At 34.3% G+C, this 861-nt stretch carries 1 protein-coding gene; it reads left to right on the top strand.

Annotation, left to right across the window (positions count from 1 at the left end):
* Window positions 1-144 precede the first annotated feature (144 nt).
* A complete protein-coding gene (locus ACRD62_RS22470) occupies window positions 145-753 on the top strand; it encodes a hypothetical protein (protein WP_430822325.1) in 609 nt (202 codons plus the stop codon).
* Window positions 754-861: the final 108 nt, after the last annotated feature.

The following is an 861-nucleotide window of genomic DNA, read 5'->3' as shown; positions in this document are numbered from 1 at the left end:
CTCGTCCTGACACCTTAGTCTACCGTCTTAGTCCCCCTATCGGGTGACACGACACCACGACTAATGCGCCACGACTTCATCCAGCAAACGTTGGCTACAAGGCAAAAAATCGTATATGCAATTAAACAAGACTATTAATCAGGCATGAAAATACTTAGTGATATAATCGATAACCTAGACAATATAAGTGAAGACGACAATGAAAAATTCATTGAAGAAATAGAAAAAGATTATGATTTTATTATCGGTTATCAGACTAATGAAATTGAAGAATTAGAAAATATTTCAAATACTTTAGCTGAATATTACCATTCATTGGGTTTGTGCAATCAATGGTCTAAAATAATTGATCGCCGAAATGAAGTTCAAACAATAATTTCAAAATTAAAGGGAAAATCAGAAGAGTATTTAGAATGCTATACAGATGTTGAATTTGTTTATGCGTGTACATTATTAGAATCAGGAAAAAAGATTAATGATTCGATAAGTGTTTTTAAAGAATTGACAGATTTGTTACCTAATGATGAAGCAATCCAGTTAAAATTAAAAATAGCAAAATATAATAGACGTATGAAAGTATATACTATTTTGTGGATAACTAGTTTAGGATTTAGTTTTGTCTTCATGATATTTAGATACTTTAAGGGACCAACCCCTTATCGTTTTTATTCGGACATTGGATGGGGGATGTATATACTGTTTTTTTTATTAGGATTTATAGATAGATATTTTACATTTAAAAACGCCCAGTAGCCAACCCGCTGGCATAAAGCATGGCTCGTTTTGCTCGTCCTGACACCTTAGTCTACCGTCTTAGTCCCCCTATCGGGTGACACGACACCACGACTAACGCGCCACGAC

This window comes from Carboxylicivirga caseinilyticus, from assembly GCF_050589785.1.
In the GTDB taxonomy this organism is placed as follows: domain Bacteria; phylum Bacteroidota; class Bacteroidia; order Bacteroidales; family Marinilabiliaceae; genus Carboxylicivirga; species Carboxylicivirga caseinilyticus.
This window is presented reverse-complemented; position numbering and strand designations above follow the sequence as displayed.

Bases quoted from the DNA above. Each gene is read 5' to 3' on its own strand.
- ACRD62_RS22470 (WP_430822325.1), top strand. From the start codon at position 145: ATGAAAATACTTAGTGATATAATCGATAACCTAGACAATATAAGTGAA.